Here is a 4660-nt window from a genome sequence, read left to right on the forward strand (position 1 = left end):
ACCCCGCCGCTACTGCCGACTCTGGTTGATCGCGTCCCGCAAGGCCCTGATTGGCTGCACGAAATCAAATGGGACGGCTATCGGATCGGCGTCTATCTCGACAGAGGCAAGGTTAAAATCCTTACCCGCAATCTCCACGACTGGACCGTCAAGTTTCCGACCATCGTCACGGCGGTAGCCGAGCTCGACGCGTCGGACGCGATTATAGACGGTGAGGCGTTCGTCCCCGACGAGAAGGGATTGTCCCACTTTTCCAGTCTTCAGCGGGCTCTTGGCCGCAGCGGGAGACGTCAGGACATCATGCTTGCCGTCTTCGACCTGCTCAAGCTCAACGGCGAGGACCTTCGCGATCGGCCACTCGTCGATCGGCGAGAAGGGCTGGTTGATCTGCTGGGTGAGGCGCCGCCGAACGGTATCGTTTTGAGCGACGAGATCAGCGGCGGCAGCGACATTCTCGCACAAGTCTGCCAGTTCGGTTTCGAGGGCATCGTTTCCAAGCTGCGCATTAGTCCATATCGATCCGGCCGGCGCCAGGAATGGGTGAAGACAAAATGCGTGCTGAGTGATGAGTTCATCGTCATCGGCTACGAGCCAGGCAACAGCTACGGCGGCCTGGGGAGTATCCTCCTAGCGAATGTCGAGGAAGGAAGGCTGGTCTTCGCCGGCGGCGTTGGCACAGGCTTCAATGCACGCACCGGCACCGACATGATGCGCCGGCTCAAAGCCGCTGAAGCCGAGAAATCGTCTATTCCCAGTCTCAAAGTGAAAGGTGCAATTTGGACGCGGCCGGAGATTGTCGTCGACGTTGAATACCGCGGCTGGACCGAGGATCACCAGCTCCGCCATCCATCGTTCAAGGGCATTCGCGACGACCGGTCGGTTGACGAGTTTCTGTAAGAAGTGACGACGCAGGACCGCCCAAGGCACCTTCTGTCTGGCGCCTTCTCGAGGTCGGTGGTGGCCCAGGATGCTATGGGCTCGATCACACCAAGCTACGCCAGGCTGCTCCGCTCCAAATTGTCTGGGCACGACCCCGCTGTGGCAATTCTATGTTCCACTCGTCGAATTCGAAAATGCCCCACCTGAACGAAATGAGCGCATAGTGCAATAACTGCCAAGCGACACCGAATGCGACGAATCAGATCCGCGTCCCTTTAGTTAGGTCGCGAATTACGTGCAGTTTTTGGATCGCGTCCGCATTCTCACTTACGGAAACTGCGCCCTTCTTTGCGCTTTGGCGCGCTGACCTCAAGCAATGCAGGGGATAGGTTGACGCTTCTGTCATTTTTTCGTAGCTGTGGCTAGGCGACTTCTATAGGCTGCAATTCGGGCCACCACTGATGCGAAGAGCGCTGGCTAAGGCGTATTCAAGTAGTTTCTCCTAAGTTCACCGACATCAATTTGGCACCAGTTATTGGGCAGAATGGCATGCAAAATACGGATCAGATTGCGGACATGTGTGGTGGGGCTGCCGCAGTTCTCGTCCCTTGCGCCAGCCGCAAGCGTCTCCGGCCAGATAGCAATGCATCCGCAGTTTCGCTTCGCCGTTCCGACCAATCCGATCTCGAAACTGCGTGGCTCGAACGACTTGCGAAGCTGCCTGTCGCCTGCGAAGCAGCGGAGCTTTACGGTGGGCGAGGATTTCAACTCGCTCGGCAAGCCTCCGCGATAGTAGGTGCGCCGCTCTACATCGTCTCGGCGGGGCTTGGCTTGGTGGCGTCTCATAGGCAGGTTCCTGCCTATGGTCTTACCGTCAGCGGCCTGGGCCCGGATAGCATCGCCGTCCGAGTCAACGGCAGGTTCGACGCGGCTTCATGGTGGCGCGCTGTCAATACAGGGCCCTATGCGACCCCGCTTGCGAGCGTTCTGAAGAAGAATGCGTCGCAGCCCTTTGTTATTGCGCTGACTCAACCTTATGCGCGGATGTTGGCATCGAACCTCGATGCGCTAGGCGATGCCGAGGTAGCACGGCTGCGCATTATCGGCGTGAAACTCGACGCTGCCTTGCCGTCCCGCTTTGCGTCCACCCTCTTGCCCTATGATGAACGTCTTGAGGCTATATTGGCGGGGACGCGGGCGGACTTTCCGCAGCGCGCGTTGTTGCACTTCATCTCGGAAGGCCTGGCTGCCTGCCCTGGCGGCGATGCGTTGACCCATCAACGTTGGGTTCAGACGGCGTTGGCTGGGCGACATGCGCCGGTGCGTCGGAAACGGCCGCGCCTCCCGGACGAGGACATTCTCGCGCTCATTAAACGTCATTTGCCAAAGACGACGGGGATCGGAGGCCTACTGCGTGTTCTGCGAGACCGGGAAGGAGTTGCCTGTGAGCAGGCGCGCTTTTCACGATTGTATCGCGCTGCACTTGAGGAAAGGACAGCCGGATGAGCCGTCGCTCGCCTAGCAACGACCCGGTGCTCGCCGTCCGAGCTTTGCGGACGCAACAAGCCGGCGGGATCGATATCTATGCCTTCTTTGTGCCGGGTGCCGATTTGCTCAGGATCGCCGAAATAAGCCGAGTCCACAGGGATTCGGACGGGGCGCTGCATGGCTTCCAGCGCAAGGAGATCCGAAACCACGTCCAGGCCATCGTCGAATTTCTCGATCAGGGTTCAGTTCTCTTTCCGAATGCTATCATCCTGGCGATCTCGCCGCGCGCAATGTTCACACAAAGTCGAGGCAGCAAACCCGACGGGGATGTCAAAGCGTCTGACGCAGGCACCCTGCGTATTCCGATTCCAAAGGACGGAACAAAGGCCGCCTGGATCGTGGACGGACAACAACGCTCAATCGCGCTCGCACAAGTCAAAGACAAAGGCTTTCCCGTCCCGGTGGTCGCCTTTGTGTCTGAAGATTTGTCGACCCATCGAGAGCAATTCATTCTTGTCAACAAGGCGCGCCCACTGCCACCGCGATTGATCAACGAACTGCTGCCCGAGGTGGAGGCCGATCTGCCACGCGATCTCGCGCCGCGTCGCATTCCCAGCGAAATCGTGAACTTGCTCAACACGGCATCGGACTCTCCATTTCGGAACCTCATCAGGCGGTTGTCTGACGAGAACCCCGAGGCGGTGATTATTGATACGGCTCTGATTAAGGTGGTGCGCAACAGCATCAACAGCCCCCTTGGTGCCCTCGCGCCTTACAAGGCCTCATCGTCGCGAGAAGCCGATTGTCTGTCGATGTACCGCGTCCTCACGGCCTTCTGGGGCGCCGCGAGAGAGGTGTTTCCCGATGCTTGGGGGCGTTCGCCGATGGAGAGCCGTCTGATGCACTCGGCCGGAATTGAGGCGATGGGATATCTGATGGATCGCATTATGTCGCGGGCTTTGGGAGCGAACGATTTGCGGCGTCACGCTATGGATGCACTTTTGCGCATAGCGCCATATTGCTGTTGGACCAAAGGGCGTTGGCCTGACATAGATCGCGACTGGAACGATATCCAGAACCTCGGCCGAGACATACGGCTGCTCTCTGAACAACTGGCGCGTCTTGATCACGTGCATTCCTTCGCAAGGGTCGCGTGATGAAGTTTGTGTTTGCCGACAGTCTGGATTTCGTCGATCCAGCCTATGATTTCATCGCCGATCGAAACGGCGCTGGTCGCGCCGTTCATCGAGACGACGAGTTTCCCCACGAGTTCTTGGAGGTAGCTCCGTACGACGGCATCCTAGTCTCCCGCGGTATTGTGGGCGACGCTCTCATTCCGGGGAAATACACAGAAGCCCAATTGATGAGATTTCGGCGAGAAGGGGCCAGGCGGTTTCTTCGCTACCCACACGATCGCTTTCCCGACAGCATGATGATGGGTGATTGCGGCGCATTCACCTACCGGAATATGCCGGAGCCTCCCTATCGAGCGGAGGACACCGTCGAGTTCTACGGCGACGGCGGCTTCACGCATGGCTGCTCGCCGGACCATCTGATCTTCGATTTCGACGATCAGGGCGCGGAGCGCTCGAGGTCCGAGATACCAGAAGAGATCCGCCGCCGCTTCGAAATCACCCAGCAAAATGCAGCAGAGTTCATCCACGTTGCAAGGACCCTCGGCCCCCGATTTGTTCCGATGGGCGTCATCCAAGGGTGGTCAGCGCCAAGCATGGCAGATGCTGCGGTCGGTCTTGCCAAGATGGGATATACGTATTTGGCTGTTGGCGGCACCGTTCCGCTTAAAATCGAACAGATCGGGCGCGCATTGGCGGCAGTTCGGGACGCATTGCCGCAACATGTTCGCTTGCATCTCTTAGGTTTCGGTAAGATTGAAAACTTAGCGGATATTGAACGCCACGGCGTTACCAGCTTTGACACGACGTCTCCCCTGGTGAGGGCGTTCAAGGACGCGCGCAAAAACTATTGGATGCGTAGCCGAACTGGAGAACTCTCCTATTACACGGCTATTCGCATTCCCCAGGCGATCGAGAACAACAGGCTGAAAAACAAGGCTCTTGAAGGGCGCATCAACCAGGAAGAAGCGCGAGCGCTAGAAGGAGCCGCACTCGACGGCGTCCGCAAAGTGGCACGGCGTGAGATCGGAGTTGAAGCAGCGCTCGATGCGGTCATGGCCTATTGGGACAAACTCAACTGGGACAATGAAGCATCGCCGTCGCGGCGCGCTGACTCGCTGGAACGACAGCGGCGGATATATGCACGCACGCTTGAGGAT

The 4660-nt window shown here is 58.3% G+C and carries 4 protein-coding genes; all 4 read left to right on the plus strand.

All coding sequences use genetic code 11. The annotated features are described in order from the left end of the window. Positions 1 to 897: non-homologous end-joining DNA ligase (ligD, locus tag EN780_RS26935; protein ID WP_189556764.1), on the plus strand; the 897-nt coding region annotated here is incomplete at its 5' end. A gap of 531 nt (positions 898 to 1428) precedes the next feature. Next, complete coding sequence (locus tag EN780_RS26940) at positions 1429 to 2385, plus strand: hypothetical protein (protein WP_128275808.1); 957 nt, start codon at positions 1429 to 1431, stop codon at positions 2383 to 2385. After that, entirely contained in the window at positions 2382 to 3524 is a 1143-nt protein-coding gene (dbpB, locus tag EN780_RS26945) for a DGQHR domain-containing protein DpdB (RefSeq protein WP_128275809.1), read from the plus strand. The genes EN780_RS26940 and dbpB overlap by 4 nt, the downstream gene beginning before the upstream one ends. Further along, a partial coding sequence (gene dpdA / locus EN780_RS26950) for a tRNA-guanine transglycosylase DpdA (protein ID WP_128275810.1) occupies positions 3524 to 4660 on the plus strand: 1137 nt, incomplete at its 3' end. The genes dbpB and dpdA, both read left to right, overlap by 1 nt.

The organism is Mesorhizobium sp. M4B.F.Ca.ET.089.01.1.1, assembly GCF_004022605.1.
Classification (GTDB): domain Bacteria; phylum Pseudomonadota; class Alphaproteobacteria; order Rhizobiales; family Rhizobiaceae; genus Mesorhizobium; species Mesorhizobium abyssinicae.

What these genes read in the sequence shown, in the direction of transcription:
- EN780_RS26940 (WP_128275808.1), top strand. Translation starts at nt 1,429, where the DNA reads ATGCAAAATACGGATCAGATTGCGGACATGTGTGGTGGGGCTGCCGCA.
- dbpB (WP_128275809.1), top strand. Translation starts at nt 2,382, where the DNA reads ATGAGCCGTCGCTCGCCTAGCAACGACCCGGTGCTCGCCGTCCGAGCT.